Here is a 17,197-nt window from a genome sequence, read left to right on the forward strand (position 1 = left end):
ACAGCGGCGGCGCGCTGTCCGGCCGACCCGTGCCCCGCCGCGGTCCGGGCACGCCGGCTCCGTGCGCGAGAACCCGCCCCGCGGGCCGGCCCGGTCAGGCGCCGACGTAGGCCGCGAGGTGCTCGCCGGTGAGGGTGGAGCGGGCGGTGACGAGGTCGGCGGGCGTGCCCTCGAAGACGATCCGGCCGCCGTCGTGACCGGCGCCGGGGCCGAGGTCGATGATCCAGTCGGCGTGCGCCATGACCGCCTGGTGGTGCTCGACGACGATGACCGACTTGCCGGAGTCGACGAGCCGGTCGAGCAGGCCGAGGAGCTGCTCGACATCGGCGAGGTGCAGGCCGGTGGTCGGCTCGTCGAGGACGTAGACACCGCCCTTGTCGGCCATGTGGGTGGCCAGCTTCAGCCGCTGCCGCTCGCCGCCGGACAGTGTGGTGAGCGGCTGGCCGAGGCTGAGGTAGCCGAGCCCGACGTCGGCGAGCCGTTCGAGGATCCGGTGCGCGGCCGGTGTGCGCGCCTCACCGTCGCCGAAGAACTCCTCGGCCTCGGCCACCGACATCGCCAGCACCTCACTGATGTCGCGCCCGCCGAGGTGGTACTCCAGCACCGACGCCTGGTACCGCTTCCCCTCGCACTCCTCGCAGGGGGTGGCGACGCCGGCCATCATCGCCAGGTCGGTGTAGACGACGCCGATGCCGTTGCACGTGGGGCAGGCACCCTCGGAGTTGGCGCTGAACAGGGCCGGCTTCACGCCGTTGGCCTTCGCGAACGCCTTGCGGATCGGGTCGAGCAGTCCGGTGTACGTCGCCGGGTTGCTCCGTCGCGAGCCCTTGATCGGGCTCTGGTCGACCGACACCACGCCCTCACCGGCGGGGACCGACCCGTGCACGAGCGAACTCTTGCCGGAGCCGGCTACGCCGGTGACGACGGCGAGCACCCCGAGCGGGATGTCCACGTCGACGCCCTGCAGGTTGTTCGCCGTCGCGCCGCGGATCTCCAGCGCGCCGGTCGGCTTGCGTACCGTCTCCTTGACGGCGGCCCGGTCGTCGAGATGGCGGCCGGTGACGGTGTCACCGGCCCGCAGCTCCTCGACGGTGCCCTCGAAGCAGACGGCGCCGCCCGCCGTACCGGCGCCGGGACCGAGGTCGACGACGTGGTCGGCGATCGCGATCAGCTCCGGTTTGTGCTCGACGACGAGCACCGTGTTGCCCTTGTCCCGCAGCCGCAGCAGCAGGTCGTTCATCCGCTGGATGTCATGGGGGTGCAGGCCCGCGGTGGGCTCGTCGAAGACGTACGTGACATCGGTGAGCGAGGAACCGAGGTGGCGGATCATCTTGACGCGCTGCGCCTCGCCGCCCGACAGCGTGCCCGCCGGCCGGTCGAGCGCGAGGTAGCCGAGGCCGATCTCCACGAACGAGTCGAGGGTCTCCTGCAGCGCGGTGAGCAGCGGCGCCACCGAGGGCTCCTCCAGGCCGCGGATCCATTCGGCGAGGTCGCGGATCTCCATCGCGCAGGCGTCGGCGATGTTGATCCGCTCGATCTTCGACGACCGGGCCCCCTCGCTCAGCCGCGTCCCGTCGCACTCGGGGCAGGTGGCGAAGGTGACCGCCCGCTCCACGAACGCCCGGATGTGCGGCTGCAGCGACTCCTTGTCCTTGGACAGGAACGACTTCTGGATCTTGGGAATCAGCCCCTCGTAGGTGAGGTTCACGCCCTCGACCTTCACCTTGGTCGGTTCCCGGTACAGGAAGTCCTGCATCTCCTTCTTCGTGTACTTGCGGATCGGCTTGTCCGGGTCGAGGAGGCCCGACTCGGCGTAGACCCGGACCGTCCAGAAGCTGTCGGACTTCCAGCCGGGGATGGTGAACGCGCCCTCGGCGAGCGACTTGGAGTCGTCGTAGAGCTGGGTGAGGTCGATGTCGGAGACCGTGCCCCGGCCTTCGCAGTGCGTGCACATGCCGCCGGTGCGGGAGAAGGTCGCCTTCACCGCCTTCTTGGCACCGCGCTCGACGGTGATCGCGCCGCTCGCCCGGACCGAGGCGGTGTTGAAGGAGTACGCGCTGGGCGGGCCGATGTGCGGCTTCCCGAGCCGGCTGAAGAGGATGCGCAGCATCGCGTTGGCGTCGGTGGCGGTGCCGACCGTGGAGCGGGGGTCGCCGCCCATCCGCTGCTGGTCGACGGCGATGGCGGTCGTCAGCCCTTCGAGTACGTCGACCTCGGGACGCGCCAGTGTCGGCATGAAGCCCTGCACGAAGGCGCTGTACGTCTCGTTGATCAGCCGCTGCGACTCGGCGGCGATCGTGTTGAACACCAGCGAACTCTTGCCCGAGCCGGAGACGCCGGTGAACACCGTCAGGCGGCGCTTCGGGATCTCGATGCTGACGTCCTTGAGGTTGTTCTCGCGCGCGCCGTGCACGCGGATCAGATCGTGGCTGTCGGCAGTGTGCGGCGCGGACGACTGCGTGTCCGTCCTCGGGGCCATGCTCATCGTGTCTCCATCTGTCGGGCGGGGGCCGCTTTCGCGGTCCCCGTCGGCGTCGCTCGGCTCGATCTGCTCGGCTGCGGGCCGTACGCCTGGTTCTCCTTCGATCCGGCCGCTCCGCCCGCTCCGCCCGCTTCGGCCCGTGAAACCTCCGGGCCCCGGCCACGCGGCGTGCCCAGCCGAGGGAAGCGTCGACCGGTCGGCGGCCGTCGTGCAACGGCCCGCGGCCGGGCGTCCCGGTCGCCCCTCGTGCCGGGCCTGCCGCGGCGCGGGGAGAAGCGGAACCAGCGGTACGGGGTGGGGGCGCACGGGTCGAAGCCGGTGCGCGGGGCGCACCGGTCGCCCCGCTCCTGCGGCAGCGCGTCGACCTCGTGGGCCTCGGCTGCCCCCGCGATCATGGACACGCCGCGGGTGTGGGCCCGGCCCCGGTCGAGGATAGCGGCAGGGCGGCGCTAAGGCTTCGGCCATGGCTGAGGACGGTAGCCCCGGCCCCTCGTCGCGCGTGGGCGTATTCCTGCCGGCAGGTCTTTTACCGGCCACCACTCGGCGGTGACCAGGCGTGACGACCGCCGAACCGGGGGGCGTCCGGTACCTCGGATCGGCCGAGACTCCCGAGTCCCCGAACCCGCACCACGTCGGCCAGTCGGAAACCGGGTGCGGACTGTCGGTGCGGTGGTGTGTGATCGAGGGCATGGCGATTGTGTTGCGCAAGCCGGGAGTCGACGGGCTGAGCGAGGCTGTGGGCGTGCTGCGGGAGTGGCAGTACGACGGGGCGCCGATGCAACTGCATCCGGGGGACCTGGGCTGGTTCTGGCGGTTGAGTGCCGAAGCGACCGCTGCGGCGGTCAGGATGTGGAGCCGGGACGGACGGATTCTCGCCGTCGGGCTGCTGGACGGCCCCCGGTTGTTGCGGCTGACGATCGCGCCGGACGCTCAGCGGGAGGAGGCGCTGGCGCAGCGGTTGGTCGATGACGTGACCGAGCCGGAGCGCGGTGTGCTGCCCGAGGGGAGGGCGGACATCGAGGCGCCGATGGGTGCACTGGTCCAAGATCTGCTGTTCGAGGACGGCTGGAACGCCGACGAGCCGTGGACACCGCTGTGCCGCGACCTCACGGAGCCGGTGAATGACCCAGGCGTGCGGATCGAGGTGGTCGGGCCGGAGCGGGCGCACGTGTATGCCGCCGTACATCGGGCAGCGTTCGACGGGTCGAGGTTCACGGAAGAGCGCTGGCACGCGATGGCGGGCGGATTGCCGTACGCCGATGCCCGGTGTCTGGTCGCGTACGACGACCAGGGCAACGCGGTGGCGGCGGTGACGGTGTGGTCGGCCGGTCCGGATAGGCCCGGGTTGCTCGAACCGATGGGCGTGCACCGGGAACATCGCCGTCACGGCTACGGCGAGGCGATCACCGTCGCCGCGGCGGCCGCACTCCAGGAGCTGGGCTCGTCGAGCGCGATCGTCTGCACCCCGAGTTCCAATGTCGGCGCCGTCGCCACCTACAAGTCAGCCGGCTTCCAGCAACGCCCCGAGGTCCGGGACCGACACCGGGACGCAGAGCAGGTTCGCTGAGACGCGGGCCCGGATCGGATCGGCTTTGGTGAGATGGGAGCGGGCCGCTCGAGACGGGACACGAGGACGACAGTGTCCTGTCCCGGATAACTGTGGGCATGGTGGGGTCCTGACCTGTGGTGCTTACGGTTGAGTGGGCCGAGCCGGCTCCTCCTGTCCCGCTCAACCGTAGGCAGCCGCCTCTGGGGGTGTGCATCGCGAAGTCCACCGATGGCCCTGGCGTTCCTGGTGGGGTGAGCCTGCGGGATCCCACTGGGCCCGGGTGTGCCGGTGCGCCGGCCTGAGCCTGCTCATGCGATTCGGCCCGGCGCACCTGCGGCAGCACCCCCGAGCGCCTGGCGGAGTGTCAGCGCGCTGCGAGGTTTGCGAGCAGCTCGGCGGCGGGCTTCGGGCGGGCGAGCCAGCGCAGGTGGCTCCCTTCGAGTGTCCGAACCTCAAAGGGGTTGTCGGGTGTGAGCGCGTCGGCTTCGCGGATCATTCGATCCTGCATGGCGAGCGGAATGCTGGCATCGTTGGCCAGGCGCACGTAGGTCTTGGGAATCCGGCCCCAGGTCGTGGCCTGTGCCCGGTCGGCAGACGTACCGATATCCAGGTTCTCATCGGGCTGGAAGGTGTTCAGGAACGTCCGGAACTCATCGTCGGTGAGGTCGGCGGAGAAGGCTTGCCTGAACGCGGCGAGCGCCGCCGGGTCAGCGGTTCGGAAGTTGGTCCGGATCAGACCGAGCTCGGTCGGGTTCCCGACGACCGCCGGAGCGAAGGCGCCCAGGTCGACTTCCGCCATCTCCGGCTCGGCGTTGTAGTCATTGACGTCCAGGTCGACAGGACACCAGGCGGAGACGTAAGCGATCCGGTCGATCAGCTCAGGCCGGGAGTTGCCGACCGCGGTGATCGTGATGCCACCCCTGCTGTGGCCGACGAGGATGGTGGGCCCGTGCCGCTTCGCCCGTTCGAGGACTTCGATCACGTGGGCGGCATTGTCGGCGAGTGTGACTCCCTTGATGCTCCCCGGTTCCGTGGCGAGCGCGTTCAGATCCTGAGGAGCCTGGTAGGCCGCGGGGAATGTCGCCTTGAACCCGTGCCCCGGAAGGTCGACCGCAACCGAGCGGTGCCCGAGTAAGGCGAGCTCGGCCTGCAGCGGAGCGAACGAGAACGAATTCGCGAAGGCCCCATGAACAAAAACGAATGTCGGCAGATTCTGCATGCCTCAGCCTCCAACAGAACGATCTCCGGAGCAAGATCCAGGGTTCAGGAGGGCTTCGATATGTCTCGCTGCGGTCTCGATGGTGGTGGTGCTGATCCATGTGCGGCTGGTGCCTTGAAGGGGTGCCTGCATCGGGAAGCGGGGGTGGAATTCGGCGATGGCCTGCGTGACAAGGAGAAGGCCGTGGCGGAGCTCGGCGCGATGGGTGAGCTGGTAGTGGCGGTGAGCGAGGCAGGACCAGAGCCGACCAGTGGCGTCCGCACAGATGTTGATCACTGCCGGGCCGTATCGCCGTACGGGACCAAACCCCTCGTCCGGGTGATTACGCAGTCCGGCGCGATCCCCCACGGCCGGGCCGCGTCTCTTGACTGCTGAGGCGAGGTGACGGGCTTTTGGTAAGGCTCGTAAGGTGTAGGCATGTGGACCCAGCACATCCAGGCTCTGTAATCACGAGGCGTTGAGGGCGATGCCGTAGGGCGTCGCCCTCGTTGGCGTGCCTGTTTACGTGATCCATCTCCCTTGTGCCGTCCACACCGAGGCGGCGAGGTGCCGGGGCCTCGTTCTTCTTGAGACGGCGGCTTTTGAGAGCGCGTGCAGGCACGGTCCCTTCCCTTCACCGTCGCCTGGAGTGCCTCGTGCCTGCGTTGCTTCCCCCTGCCCTCGAACCGTTTATCGACTTGCTGCGCTGCCCGGTGTGTCGCGCCCGTCTCCGACCCGACCGTGGCTCACTGCGCTGCCCGGAGGGCCACACTTTCGACATCGCCCGTCAGGGCTACGTCAGCCTGCTGACGGGCATCCGCGCCACCAGCGGTGACGACGCAGCCATGGTTCAGGCCCGAAACCGGTTCCTGTCCACCGGCAGGTACGCCCCTATCCACCAGACCCTGACTCGTATGACAGCCGACGCCCTGCCTGGTCAAGGCACGGTCGTAGACGTCGGATGCGGCACCGGCTACTACCTGGGCGGCGTACTCGATCAACTGCCCGGCATCCGCGGCCTGGGGCTGGACACGTCAGCACGCGCCCTGCGCTCAGCAGCCCGAGCCCATCCGCGAGCTGCTGCGGCGAGCTGGGACGTCTTCCGCCCCTTCCCCTTGGTTGACCAGGGGGTCGACGTCGTGCTGGACGTGTTCGCCCCGCGCAACCCGTCCGAGTTCCACCGAGTGCTCCGTCCGACCGGCCGGTTGATCGTGGTGCGCCCCATCGAGCGGCACCTGGCCGAGCTACGGGGCCAGATCCCAGCGATGGTCACGATCGACCCGGACAAGGAACAGCGCCTGCAACAGGCGTTGGACCCCTACTTCCAGGCCGCCGGTACCCAGCACGTTGAATACACCACGCCCCTGACCAGGCAAGAAGCCATCGACCTGGTGGGGATGACACCGAGCGCACGCCACCTGACCCACGCGGACCTGAGCGGCCACGGCTCCCTACCCAGTCAGGTGACCGTCTCCGTGCTGGCCACCTCCTACCAGCCTCGGTAACCACGAGCGGGCGGATACGCCTGCTGCACCGACGAACCAATGGGTGCGCCTGACGCCCCACCTTCCCGGCAATTCGGGCAAGGTGGGGCGTCTGTCCGCTGGCCGTCGTGATCTCCCAGGCCACCCGACAGCCGGAGCGGTGGGCACTGCCCTCGCGGGCAGGTGGCTCTGGTGGGCTGGTCGCTGCGCAGGTCGTCCGGGACCCGTTCACTTCACACTGCAGACTCGGCGGGAAATCGCAGATATACCGGGAACGGACACTGTCCTGTCCCAGATAACTGTGGGCAGGGTGAGGCTCTGACCTGCGGTGCCTACGGTTGTGCGGGACGGGTTGGCGGTTGGTGTCCCGCTCAACTGTAGGCAGCGTGGTTGTTCACCCGCGGAGCCAGGCCAGCAGGCGCCGTGGAGTCGGTCGCGAGGTGCTGGCTGCCATGACTTGGGGAGCCGGCTTGGCTCTCCTGGCTTGTTGGGCGAGTCGGTACTCGTCGGCTTCACGGATGAGTTTCTGAGAGCGGATCTGGTGTAACTCGAAGTGCATGCCGCTCCCTCCTACTGCTGGAGCTCCATGACGTCGGCGACCACGCAGCTGACGTTGTCGGGGCCGCCGGAGCCGTTGGCGAGGGCGATGAGTTCGCGGACCGCCTGCTCGGGTTCACTGATCTCGGAGAGCACCCGGTGGATCTCTTCGGTCGGCACGACGGTCGACAGGCCGTCGGAGCAGAGCAGGTAGCGGTCTTCCCGCTGGGCGTCGTGCAGACGCATGTCGGGGGTGCCATCGGCTCCTTGGCCCAGGGCTCGTAGCAACAGGGACCGCTGGGGGTGGGAGGCGGCTTCCTCCGGGGTGAGGCGTCCTTCGTCGACCATCGACTGCACCATGGTGTGATCGTGGGTGATCTGGAACAGCTCTCCGTCGCGCAGGAGGTAGACGCGGGAGTCGCCGATGTGGACGAGGGCCAGCTGTGAGCCGGTCCAGAGCATCGCGGTGAGTGTGGTGCCGGCCTCTTCGGGCGATGAGGCGGGTCCGGCGACGCCGTTGACGGCCTGTTTGGCCTGTTCGATGGCGTCCTCGAGGAGGTTGAGGAGATCGCCTGCCGGGATGCTGTCGGTTTCGAGGCGCTTGAGCGCGTCGACGGCGGCGGCACTTGCGGGGGCTCCTCCGCTGCCGAAGCCGTCGGCGACTGCGAGCAGGCGGGACCCTGCGTAGGCGGTGTCCTGGTTGCTCTCACGGACAAGGCCCGTGTCGGAAAGAGCGGCGTAACGGATTCCCAGGGGCTTAGCGGTCGGAGACATAGCGGGGTCCTTCCAGGACAGATGGCCGATGAGGAAGGAAGCGAGGTCTCGCCGCGCGGCGGTGTCGGCCTCGACCTGGGCCCAGAACGCGCGGACCTCCCGGGCTGCCGGGCCTGCCTCCAGCGTGCAGACGTGCTGGATGCGGGCCAGGGGCATCCCCAGGCGCCGGAGCCAGGCGACCAGCCGGGCTTGCTCCAGCTGTTCCGGGGCGTAGAGACGGTAGCCGGTCACCGGGTCGACGCGAGCGGGAGTTAGCAGACCGAGCTCGTCGTAGAGACGCAGCGCCTTCGGTGACAGCCGGGATGCCTTCGCGAACGTCCCGATAGTCAGCAACCCCATGCCCGCTCTCCTCCTCATGCCGAGCATGTCGCCCGGCCTCACCGATGCTGTGGCCTCCCCCAAGGTGAAGGTCAACCAGGGGTCCTGTTCGGCTCGGTCAGATGGTCTCCCACTCGCTCGGGGGCTGAGTGATCAGTCGAGGACGCCGATCTGTCGATGGGCCTCGATGTCTCATCTGGCCGTGGACGCGGGTTGTGTCTCTCGGAGGGTTCAGGAGGGCCTCGATCTGTCTTGCTGTGGCCTCGGTGGTCGTGCTGAGCCATGTGCGGCTGGTGCCTCGGAGGGGCGCCTGCACCGGGAAGCAGCGGTGGAATTCGGCGATGGCCTGTGTGACGACGTGGAGGTCGTCGCTGTGCCTACACATGACCGAGACAGAGCCGTACACGCCTACAGAAAAGCGGGACTGCCTACACCTCACAGAGACAGGACAGACACCTATTGTCCGTTCCCAAAGGGCCGTGCGGGTGGCGTGGCGCACTTTTGCAAGCGGGTGCTTGCAATAGTTAGCAAGGCGGGTGCACTATCGAGGTATGGCATCACTCAACGTCGGCAATCTCGGTGAATACCTGCGCGAGCAGCGGCGCAACGCGCAACTGTCGCTGCGGCAGCTCGCCGATGCCGCGGGGGTGTCCAATCCCTACCTCAGCCAGATCGAGCGCGGGCTGCGCAAGCCGAGCGCCGAGGTGTTGCAGCAGGTCGCCAAGGCGCTGCGGATCTCCGCCGAGACCCTCTATGTGCGGGCCGGGATTCTGGATGAGCGGGAGCGGGAGGAGCTGGAGACGCGGGCGGTGATTCTGGCCGACCCGTCCATAAACGAGCGGCAGAAGAGCGTTCTGCTGCAGATCTACGAGTCCTTCCGCAAGGAGAACGGGTTCGAGTCCGGACCGGAATCCGGCGTCGGAGCCGGATCGGAGACCGGCGGCGGGTCCGGAGCGGGTGCTGGTGCCGACGGCCCCCACAAGGCCGGCGGCAGCGATGCCGACGCGGCTTCCAAGCCTTGAAAGTCTTCAAAACCCTCACACTGAGTCTGATGATCCGGGAGGACCACAGTCATGGCCATCACCGATGACCTGCGCAAGACCCTCACCGACCCGACCCCCCTCTACTTCGCCGCCGGTACGGCCGACATCGCCGTCGAGCAGGCGCGCAAGGTCCCGGCTCTGATCGAGCAGCTGCGCGCGGAGGCGCCGGAGCGTATCGAGGCGGTACGCAACACCGACCCCAAGGCCGTGCAGGAGAAGGTCGCCTCGCAGGCCAAGGAGGCGCAGGCCACCGTGCAGGCCAAGGTCACCGAGGTGATCGGGTCGTTCGACAGTGACCTGCGGAAGCTGGGCGAGAACGCCCAGGACCTGGCGCTGCGGGGTCTGGGCGTGGCCGCGGAGTACGCGGTGCGGGCCCGGGAGACGTACGAGAAGGTCGCCGAGCGCGGTGAGCAGACCGTGAAGAACTGGCGTGGCGAGACGGCCGACGAGATCGTCGAGATCGCTGTCGTCGTCGAACCGCGCAAGGAGTCCCGGCCGACGGGCACCGCGAAGTCGCAGCCGACCGCCAAGCACGGTTCGGCCGCGAAGCCCGGTCCGGCCGCGAAGCCCGGTCCGGCCGCGAAGCCCGGTCCTGCCGCCAAGCCGGGGCCGGCCAAGGCCGCGCCCGCCCCGAAGGCCGTCCGGCCGGAGAGCAAGGCTCAGGCCGCGCCCGCCAAGAAGGAGCCCGCGCGCAAGCCCACCGCGAAGAAGACCACTCCGCCGACCACGAAGTAGGACCTCGACGCCCCGGCCGGACGGTGTGCCGGGGCACGGGATGGGCACCTTCGGGGGTGCCCGGCTCGTTGTCCCGGTACCTTGGCCGCGAGGCGCTCATCCACTTATTAGGCGGTGCACACCATGTTGCTCACAGGATTCAGCACACTCGTCTGGCTGCTCTACATGGTCATGCTCGTCCTGGCCGTGGTCGCACTGATCATGGCCGCCACGGCCCGTGAGGACGCCTACCGGGCCGCGGACAAGCAGAAGAAGTCCTTCTGGCTGATCATCCTCGGCATCACCGTAGCCGTGAATCTCTTCGTGCCGATACTGTTCCTGCAGCTTGCCGGAGCCGTCGCGTCCATCGTCTTCCTGGTGGACGTGCGACCCGCGCTGCAGGCGGTCTCGGGCGGTGGCCGGCGCGGTGGCTCCAGCAGCGACGGGCCGTACGGCCCCTACAACGGCGGGCGTTGACCGCTCGCGGCGGTTGTGGCGCCCGCGGTGCTCGCGGAGGACGTGGGTGGTGTCGGTGCGGGGCGGGGGCGCGGGATGCTCCGGCCCCGTTCGCCGTTCGCGCCCCACCGGCGGCTGTGCTCCTGGTCGCGGTCGAGCAGCAGGACCGCGACGTCGTCGGTCAGCTCGCCGCCGTTCAGCTCCCGCGCCTCGGTGACCGCCGCCTCCAGGAGGGCCTCGCCGGCGAACCCCTCCGCCAGCCGGCGGTTGATCATCGCGACCATGCCGTCCTGGCCGAGCCGCTGAGTACCGTCCGGTCCCACGCGCCCCTCGATCAGTCCGTCCGTGTACATCATCAGGCTCCAGGTGCCGCCGAGGTCCACCTGCCGGCGCGGCCACCGGGCGCGCGGCAGCAGGCCGAGGGCCGGGCCGCCGTCCTCGTACGGGAGAAGGCGCGCGGCCTGTCCGCGCCGGGCGATCAGCGGGGCGGGGTGGCCCGCCAGGCAGAGCCCGGCGCGCCTGCCCTCGGGCGCGATGTCGACGGTGCAGAGCGTCGCGAAGATCTCCTCGCTCTCCCGCTCGTGCTCCAGGACCTGCTGGAGCGTGGAGAGCAGTTCGTCCCCGCAGAGCCCGGCCAGGGTCAACGCCCGCCACGCTATGCGCAGTTCCACGCCGAGCGCCGCCTCGTCGGGGCCGTGCCCGCAGACGTCGCCGATCATCGCGTGGACGGTGCCGTCGGGCGTACGGACCGTGTCGTAGAAGTCCCCGCCGAGCAGCGCGCGGCTGCGGCCGGGGCGGTAGCGGGCCGCGAAGCGCAGATCGGAGCCTTCGAGCAGCGGGGTGGGGAGCAGGCCGCGTTCGAGACGGGCGTTCTCCTGGGCGCGGAGCCGGGACTCGGTGAGCTGGTGCTGGGCGGTGTCGGCGCGTTTGCGTTCGACGGCGTAACGGATGGCGCGGCTGAGGAGCAGTCCGTCGAGTTCGCCGCGGAAGAGGTAGTCCTGGGCGCCGACCCGTACCGCCTCGGCGCCCAGTTCGGCGTCGTCCTCCGCTGTGAGGGCGAGGACGGCGTGTCGCGGGGCGATCCGCAGAACGTGCGTGAGGGTGGCGAGCCCGTCGGCCCGCTCGGCGCCCTCGGGCGCGGTCGAGCGCGTCTCGTTGCCGGTGGGCAGGGCCAGGTCCAGCAGGATGCAGTCCACGTCGTCGGTGAGGAGCCGGCCCGCCTCGGTCAGGTTGCGGGCGGTGCGGATGCGGACCCGCGTGCCGGCCACGGCCGGGAGCTCCGGAACGGTGAACGTGCCTGCCGGGTCGTCCTCGATCAGCAGGAGGGTGAGGTGGGCGCCGTGGGAGGTCTCCGCAGCGGGAACGGTGTGCTGTTGTTGCTGCGGTACGGGTACGGGCATCGGTTTCGGGTTTCCTTCCCTCCCCCCGAGGGCGCGGCGGAACGTCGATCGACGACCCGCCAGACGGGGACGATAGCGTTCCGCGGCGGGGGAACGGAATGGCGTTCCGCGATCGGCCTCTGTCATATGCACCGCCATAAGCCGCGTCAGGTCACGGATCCGGCGAGATGCGCGGGCATGGGGGCGGATATCAGGGCATGACAAAGGTCACGCGAGGTGGTGGGGGCCGGTGGCGCGGGTCACTCCCACGAGAGGGCGGGTCACCCCCACGAGGGGCGGAGAGGCTTCGCCAGGGTGTCGGGGCCGCTTCGTCCTCGATCGCGGGCCGCGCCCGACGCGGCCCGCGCCCCGGCGTCCGGTCCGTGTCCCGGCGTCCGGTCCGCGCCCCGCGTCCGGCCGCGCCTGCGGATCCGGCCGGTTTCCCTACTTGTCCGGGCGTACGACTCCGAGGATCTGCATCGAGCCCGCGCCCGCCAGGGTGACGTTGCGGCCGGGGCGGGGGGCGTGGACGATCGCCCCGTCGCCGATGTACATGCCCACGTGGCTGGCGTCGCCGTGGTAGATGATCAGGTCGCCGGGGCGCATGTCCTTGACGGCGATGTGCGGCAGCAGCCGCCACTGCTCCTGCGAGGTGCGCGGGATCGGCCGGCCCGCCGCCGCCCAGGCCTGTGACGTCAGCCCCGAGCAGTCGTACGAACGGGGGCCCTCGGCCCCCCAGACGTACGGCTTGCCGATCTGCGCGGTCGCGAAGGCCACCGCCTTCTTGCCGCCGGCGCTCGCCTCGCGGTTGATGTCCTTCAGGGCGCCGGAGCTGAGCCAGGCCGTCTGCTGCTTGTACTCCGCCTCCTGCTCCAGCTTCAGCAGGCGGGCCCGCTCCTCCTTCTTCAGCTGGGATTCCAGCTTCTTCGCCGCGGCGATCTGCGCGTTGATCTTCCTCTTGGTCTCGGCCTGTTTGAGGCGGCTCGCTTCGAGCTTCTCCCAGTTGATGCTCGCGTCCTGGGTGTACGTCTCCAAGTCCTGCTGGGTCCTGGTCAGTTCGCCGAGGACGCCCTGCGCGGCCTGCTGACCCTCCCTGACCCGGGTCACGCCGTCCAGGAACAGCTGCGGGTCGTCGCTGAGCATCAGCTGGGCGCCGGGCGGCAGTCCGCCGGAGCGGTACTGCTCGCGGGCCTGGGCGCCCGCCTGGCTCCTGAGTTCGGCGATCTTCGCCTGGCCCGTGACTATGGCCCGGGCCAGCCTGACGATCTCGCCGGACTGCTTCTCGGCCTTCTCCTCGGCGAGGTTGTACGCGTCGGTGGCCGCCCCGGCCTTGCGGTAGAGGGCGTCGATCTCCTTGCGCACCTCTTCGAGGGTCTTCTTCGGCTTCGCCGCCTCGGACCCGGAAGGGGGCCGCGACGCGGCGGCGGAGGGGGGCGGGGGCTCGGGCGCGGCGAATGCCTGGACCGGCGCGGTGAGTACGGTCAGCGCGCAGGCCAGAGTGATCGCGGCTGCGGCACAGTGACGTCGGTTCACGAGATCCCCCTCCGAACAAACCCGATGAAACCTGTGGAACCGGTAGATCAACTGAATCTGATTTACCGTCAGTAACTTTGGTCGATGACGAGATCGTGCCATGCCGTACCGAAAAGCAACAGAGGCACATGGGCGCTTCCGCCGTCCTGGCGGCCCCGTGATCGCTGTCGCTTCCCTTCATCTGGACGAACGATGCCCCGCCCGTGTTCCCGCCCGCTTCCCCGTACGCGCGTTCGCCGGTCCTGTTCAGCGTGTGTTGGGCTGTCGGCCGGGCCGGACGGCGTCCCATTTCACTGTGACTTCGCCCTGGCGCCAGCGCCGCACCCCGTCCGCCAGCGGCCAGTCGGCCGACAGCGACCGCACCGCGGTGATCCAGCGCTGCCGGGCACCCAGCGAGGCGTACGGGGCGGCCGCGGCCCAGGCCCGGTCGAAGTCCCGCAGGAAGGCGTGGACCGGTTCGCCCGGCACATTGCGGTGGATCAGCGCCTTGGGCAGGCGTTCCGCGAGGTCGGAAGGGCGTTCCAGGGAGCCGAGCCGGGTCGCGAACGTCACCGTGCGCGGGCCCTCCGGGCCGAGCGCCACCCAGACGTGCCGGCGCCCGATCTCGTCGCACGTCCCTTCCACCAGCAGCCCGCCCGGCGCGAGGCGGCCGCACAGTCGTTGCCAGACCGCGGCGACCTCGTCCTCGTCGTACTGGCGCAGCACGTTCGCCGCCCTGATGAGGTCGGGGCGGGTGGGGAGCGGGATCTCGAAGCCGCCGTGCAGGAAGGTGAGGCCCTCGCGTGCGTACGGTTTCGCCGCCGCGACGCGCTCCGGGTCGATCTCGATGCCGGTCACCGTCGTGCGCGGCTCGGCGGTGCGCAGGCGCTGGAGCAGCTCGACGGCGGTCCAGGGCGCGGCACCGTACCCGAGGTCGACGGCGACGGGGGCGTCGGCGCGGCGCAGGGCCGGGCCGTGGGTGGCGGCGATCCAGCGGTCCATGCGGCGGAGCCGGTTCGGGTTGGTGGTCCCGCGGGTCGCGGTGCCGATGGGGCGCATGACAGCGAGCGTAACGATTCCGCGGGGCCGGCAGGTGGCGCGGGGCCCGGCCCCGCTTCCCGGCCCCGGCGCGCGGCTCCCGCACCGTAATGATTTGGTAAAGCGGAAATGAAAGATGGCATTCCACTGTTGCAGCCCCTGCGCGAGGGGCTCGAGTCCCCGCTCCGCCATGCCCTGAGTGAGGAGGACCGGACGACGTGAGTCAGTACGTCTCCCGGCTCGGCAGCAGCCGTGTCGCACCGCGCCTCAGGTTCCCCACCGCTTTCCCCGGCGGCCACCGCAAACCTCGCCGTGTCGCGATGCTCTCGGTGCACACCTCGCCGCTGCACCAGCCGGGCACGGGTGACGCGGGCGGCATGAACGTCTACATCGTGGAGCTGGCCAGGCGCCTCGCCGCGATCAACATCGAGGTCGAGATCTTCACCCGGTCCACCGCCGGGGGGCTGCCCCCGGCGGTCGAGCTGGCGCCCGGTGTCCTGGTCCGGCACGTCGACGCGGGACCGTACGAGGGTCTGGCCAAGGAGGAGCTGCCCGCCCAGCTCTGCGCCTTCACGCACGGCGTGATGCAGGCGTGGGCCGGTCAGCGCCCCGGCTACTACGACCTGGTCCACTCCCACTACTGGCTCTCCGGTCATGTCGGCTGGCTCGCTGCCCAGCGCTGGGGCGTCCCGCTCGTCCACGCCATGCACACCATGGCCAAGGTCAAGAACGCGTCGCTCGCCGCGGGCGACACCCCCGAGCCGGCCGCCCGCGTCATCGGCGAGACCCAGATCGTCAGCGCGGCCGACCGGCTGATCGCGAACACCGCCGGGGAGGCGGACGAGCTCGTCCGCTTCTACGAGGCCGATCCCGGGGCCGTCGCCGTCGTCCACCCCGGGGTCAACCTGGACCGCTTCCGCCCGGCCGACGGGCGGGCGGCGGCGCGTGCGCGCCTCGGACTGCCGCGGGACGCCCTGATCCCGCTCTTCGCGGGGCGCATCCAGCCGCTGAAGGCCCCGGACGTGCTGCTGCGGGCCGTCGCCGCCCTGCTGGACCGCGATCCCTCGTTGCGTACCCGGATGGTCGTACCGGTCGTGGGCGGCCCCAGCGGCAGCGGGCTCGCCAAGCCGGCGGGGCTGCAGAAGCTGGCCGCCCGGCTCGGCATCGCGGACGTCGTACGGTTCCACCCGCCGGTCGGGCAGGACCAGCTCGCCGACTGGTTCCGGGCCGCGTCCGTGCTGGTCATGCCCTCGTACAGCGAGTCCTTCGGCCTGGTCGCGATAGAGGCCCAGGCGGCGGGCACCCCGGTCGTCGCGGCGGCCGTCGGCGGGCTCCCGGTGGCGGTGCGGGACGGGGTCAGCGGTTTCCTGATACCGGGGCACGACCCGCAGGCGTACGCCCAGGCGCTGGGCCGGTTCGCCGAAGCGCCGGAGCTGGTCGCCCGGATGGGCGCGGCCGCCGCCGCGCACGCCCAGGGCTTCGGCTGGGACACCGCCGCGTCCGCGACCGCCGACGTGTACACGGCCGCGATGCACGAACACCGCCGTCGCGTACGCTCGCACCATGGCTGACGTACCCGACGAAGCGGCAACGGCCGTGGCGGCGACGACGCAGGCCGCGCAGGTCGCGCAGGTCATCGAGGCGACCTTGGAGGACGCAGGGCTCGCCTGGGAGAGCCCCGAACCCGGTGGCTACGTCGTCACACTGCCCGGCACCCGCAAGCTGTCCACCACCTGTTCGCTGCGCGTCGGCAGGCACTCGCTCTCCCTCAACGCCTTCGTCGTCCGCCATCCGGACGAGAACGACGCGGCGGTGCACCGCTGGCTGCTGGAGCGCAACCTCCGCCTCTTCGGCGTGAGTTACGCGATCGACCCGCTCGGCGACATCTATCTCGTCGGCAAGCTGCCGCTCTCCGTCGTCACCCCGCAGGAGCTGGACCGGCTGCTCGGCACGGTCCTGGAAGCGGCCGACGGCTCGTTCAACACCCTGCTGGAGCTGGGTTTCGCGAGCGCGATCCGCAAGGAGTACGAGTGGCGGGTGTCGCGCGGTGAATCTACGCGGAACCTCGACGCGTTCACGCATCTGACCCAGCGCCCGGCCGGCTGACCGTCGGCAGCGGTTCGGCGTCCCGGCCCGCCGGCCTCCGTCAACCATCCCGGCCCATCGGCCTCCGCCGGGTCGCGGGGCGCGGCTCGCACCACCCGTACTACTGCCGCGAGGGCTTGCACGACAACCTGATCGAGGACTTCACGATCGAGCAGCGCTCCGTACCGGCGCCCGCCGGGACGCAGCTGCACGGCATCGACGCCGAGGGCCTGTCCAGCCACAACGTGTGGTCGCGCGGCGTGATGGAGACGAGGACGTTCGACTCCCACCTGGGCATGCCGTTCGCCGATGTCCGTACGGACATCACGGTGAACAACAACGGGCGTCACGGCGGCGACGCGAGCGCGGGGCCGCTCTTCGGCGCCCGCTTCACCCACTGGAACATCCGGGTCGCCAACGACCGGGCCGGCCTGATGCGGATCGACGGGCCCGCCCCGTACAGCGCGACGGTCGGGGTCGGCGAGGTGACGGAGTTCGGCCAGATCGACGTCCCCGGCTTCACCGGCGATCTGCACACCCGGCTGGAGGCGTACGGAACACCGGAAGCGGTGCGGCCGCCGAACCTCCACGACGCCCAGCGGGCCGTCCGCCCCTGAACCGGGTGGGC

At 70.3% G+C, this 17,197-nt stretch carries 15 protein-coding genes and 1 pseudogene; 9 read left to right on the top strand and 7 right to left on the bottom strand.

The genetic code is table 11. The features are described from left to right. Positions 1-94: 94 nt before the first annotated feature. Together OG936_RS19015 and OG936_RS19020 are read right to left on the bottom strand one after the other, a co-directional pair. Positions 95-2,485, bottom strand: coding sequence for an ATP-binding cassette domain-containing protein (locus tag OG936_RS19015; protein WP_406496144.1), 2,391 nt, complete (start codon positions 2,483-2,485; stop codon positions 95-97). Beyond that, the gene (locus OG936_RS19020) at positions 2,482-2,883 is read right to left on the bottom strand and encodes a hypothetical protein (protein WP_406496145.1); all 402 of its coding nucleotides are present in this window, start codon (positions 2,881-2,883) and stop codon (positions 2,482-2,484) included. Before OG936_RS19020 ends, OG936_RS19015 begins: the two co-directional genes overlap by 4 nt. Positions 2,884-3,170: 287 nt before the next feature. Here OG936_RS19020 and OG936_RS19025 point away from each other — a divergent pair, with 287 nt between their 5' ends. Next, the gene (locus OG936_RS19025) at positions 3,171-4,049 is read left to right on the top strand and encodes a GNAT family N-acetyltransferase (protein WP_406496146.1); all 879 of its coding nucleotides are present in this window, start codon (positions 3,171-3,173) and stop codon (positions 4,047-4,049) included. Between the two features lie 346 nt (positions 4,050-4,395). Here the strand turns inward: OG936_RS19025 and OG936_RS19030 are convergent, their stop codons facing one another. Further along, positions 4,396-5,250: an alpha/beta hydrolase gene (locus OG936_RS19030; RefSeq protein ID WP_406496147.1), complete on the bottom strand. Its 855-nt coding sequence runs from the start codon at positions 5,248-5,250 to the stop codon at positions 4,396-4,398. Positions 5,251-5,394: 144 nt separating this feature from the next. Here OG936_RS19030 and OG936_RS19035 point away from each other — a divergent pair, with 144 nt between their 5' ends. Further along, positions 5,395-5,625: a hypothetical protein gene (locus OG936_RS19035; protein WP_406496148.1), complete on the top strand. Its 231-nt coding sequence runs from the start codon at positions 5,395-5,397 to the stop codon at positions 5,623-5,625. Positions 5,626-5,885: 260 nt separating this feature from the next. Continuing rightward, a complete protein-coding gene (locus OG936_RS19040) occupies positions 5,886-6,734 on the top strand; it encodes a putative RNA methyltransferase (RefSeq protein ID WP_406496149.1) in 849 nt (282 codons plus the stop codon). A gap of 549 nt (positions 6,735-7,283) precedes the next feature. Here OG936_RS19040 and OG936_RS19045 read toward each other — a convergent pair. Next, the gene (locus OG936_RS19045) at positions 7,284-8,363 is read right to left on the bottom strand and encodes a protein phosphatase 2C domain-containing protein (protein ID WP_326630451.1); all 1,080 of its coding nucleotides are present in this window, start codon (positions 8,361-8,363) and stop codon (positions 7,284-7,286) included. A gap of 530 nt (positions 8,364-8,893) precedes the next feature. Between OG936_RS19045 and OG936_RS19050 the strand changes: the two genes are divergently transcribed. From OG936_RS19050 to OG936_RS19060, 3 genes are all read left to right on the top strand, one after another. Continuing rightward, entirely contained in the window at positions 8,894-9,364 is a 471-nt protein-coding gene (locus tag OG936_RS19050; protein ID WP_406496151.1) for a helix-turn-helix domain-containing protein, read from the top strand. 51 nt (positions 9,365-9,415) lie between these two features. Next, entirely contained in the window at positions 9,416-10,120 is a 705-nt protein-coding gene (locus OG936_RS19055; RefSeq protein ID WP_406496152.1) for a hypothetical protein, read from the top strand. A gap of 123 nt (positions 10,121-10,243) precedes the next feature. Beyond that, entirely contained in the window at positions 10,244-10,576 is a 333-nt protein-coding gene (locus OG936_RS19060; protein WP_406496154.1) for a DUF2516 family protein, read from the top strand. Here OG936_RS19060 and OG936_RS19065 read toward each other — a convergent pair. From OG936_RS19065 to OG936_RS19075, 3 genes are all read right to left on the bottom strand, one after another. Then, complete coding sequence (locus OG936_RS19065) at positions 10,558-11,955, bottom strand: PP2C family protein-serine/threonine phosphatase (protein ID WP_406496155.1); 1,398 nt, start codon at positions 11,953-11,955, stop codon at positions 10,558-10,560. The genes OG936_RS19060 and OG936_RS19065 overlap by 19 nt on opposite strands. Before the next feature lie 423 nt (positions 11,956-12,378). Continuing rightward, on the bottom strand, positions 12,379-13,467 hold the full coding sequence (locus tag OG936_RS19070; RefSeq protein WP_406496157.1) for an NlpC/P60 family protein: 1,089 nt from the start codon (positions 13,465-13,467) through the stop codon (positions 12,379-12,381). A 246-nt stretch (positions 13,468-13,713) separates the two neighbouring features. Beyond that, complete coding sequence (locus OG936_RS19075) at positions 13,714-14,505, bottom strand: class I SAM-dependent methyltransferase (RefSeq protein WP_406496159.1); 792 nt, start codon at positions 14,503-14,505, stop codon at positions 13,714-13,716. A 197-nt stretch (positions 14,506-14,702) separates the two neighbouring features. On the opposite strand from OG936_RS19075, the gene mshA reads away from it, so the two are divergent. From mshA to OG936_RS19090, 3 genes and pseudogenes are all read left to right on the top strand, one after another. Beyond that, positions 14,703-16,055, top strand: a complete 1,353-nt coding sequence (gene mshA, locus OG936_RS19080; RefSeq protein ID WP_406496161.1) for a D-inositol-3-phosphate glycosyltransferase — start codon at positions 14,703-14,705, stop codon at positions 16,053-16,055. Next, positions 16,048-16,590 carry a YbjN domain-containing protein gene (locus OG936_RS19085; RefSeq protein ID WP_266747606.1) on the top strand — a complete coding sequence of 181 codons (543 nt, stop codon included), beginning with the start codon at positions 16,048-16,050 and terminating at the stop codon, positions 16,588-16,590. The genes mshA and OG936_RS19085 overlap by 8 nt, the downstream gene beginning before the upstream one ends. Before the next feature lie 68 nt (positions 16,591-16,658). Continuing rightward, positions 16,659-17,186 (top strand): annotated as a pseudogene (locus OG936_RS19090) (hypothetical protein); the annotation flags it as partial. Between the last annotated feature and the right edge of the window lie 11 nt (positions 17,187-17,197).

Source organism: Streptomyces sp. NBC_00846, assembly GCF_045207325.1.
In the GTDB taxonomy this organism is placed as follows: Bacteria; Actinomycetota; Actinomycetes; order Streptomycetales; family Streptomycetaceae; genus Streptomyces.